This is a genomic window from Bartonella sp. AC329YNZD (assembly GCF_042196685.1).
Lineage (GTDB): Bacteria > Pseudomonadota > Alphaproteobacteria > Rhizobiales > Rhizobiaceae > Bartonella.
On sequence record NZ_JBHIQS010000083.1, the window covers coordinates 1 to 1,103 of the forward strand.

Below are 1,103 nucleotides of genomic sequence, written 5' to 3' on the forward strand. Positions count from 1 at the left end.
GCGACCAAATCAATCCCAATATCAGTTCCATTTTCTCCATGCTCTTGCGCCCATTCCAAATAAGTTTGAACCTTTTCATATTCTTGCTTTTGAAGAGGGTCTTCACTCAAATAAGCCATGACAAGGTTTTCAAACATGGTTCCTAATTCACGGGGTGATTTAGCTCGTTGACGATAATATTCCAACAGAGAGCGCAAAGTAACGTGTTTGTTATCATACTTAATAGATTGCAGCATATTGTAATAAAAATCCCTTGCCTTATGAGATGATCAATAACCATCAAAAGAATCAAAACGAATTCAATTAAATGCATTTAAGGCAAATAACGATAAAATGGGAAAAAACTGCTAAAAAAAGCCGATATTTTTTTCAAAAGGGGTTTTAAAGGTTGTTTATCCACAGTCCATGACATGGAGTAGATCAGCAAAGTAGTGAAATCTGCTATTCGTTTCACGTATTCATCAAGACAAATGAACTATGTACATAAAATATCATAATGAGTATTTTGAAGTGTTTTACGAAGCACTAAAATAATCACTTTTGTCAGTTCAATTTACTGACACATAACTGACAAGTTTTAATCAATTCACATCATTGGTTATCTTTAAAGACTGTACTCTTGATATGAGTTATGTTTTAAAGATATTAACCTATTGAAATATAATGTTTTTAATTTTTCTCATTAAAAAAATAATAGAGGGTCTAAAAGGAACTGACAGAACTGACAACACTGACAAAACTCTTCCTATAAGGTCACTCAGATTATTATCTTTGGAGAAAAATTCCTTGATAAGAATGCCATTAAAAAGAGTTTTGCCTCTTTGAGTAGAAAGTTTTTAAAAAAAGTTTCTTTATTGTTTTATGCTGCTGTTTTTGACTAAAGGATTCCATTCATAATAAGTGCTAGGGTGTCCACTTGTCTGATGTGTTATAAACTTTTTTCGAAGATGATTAGAACAGCATAAAAGCTCTAAAGCTTGCTTCACAGCTTCTTTGTTTTTTAAAGAACGCCAACAGCGTCTATAGATATCCCTTGTTGTAAAAACATCGGGTAAACAATCACAACGTTCGACAATTAATTTTGCCCCCTCTGTTGCTAAGCT

Annotated in this window: 1 protein-coding gene and 1 pseudogene; both read right to left on the bottom strand. The window is 32.6% G+C overall.

Going from position 1 to position 1,103, the window contains the following annotated elements:
* On the bottom strand, positions 1-236 hold a 236-nt coding region (locus ACFIMW_RS09310), incomplete at its 3' end, for a hypothetical protein (RefSeq protein ID WP_375608900.1).
* A 615-nt stretch (positions 237-851) separates the two neighbouring features.
* Positions 852-1,103 (bottom strand): annotated as a pseudogene (locus tag ACFIMW_RS09315) (DUF3987 domain-containing protein); the annotation flags it as partial.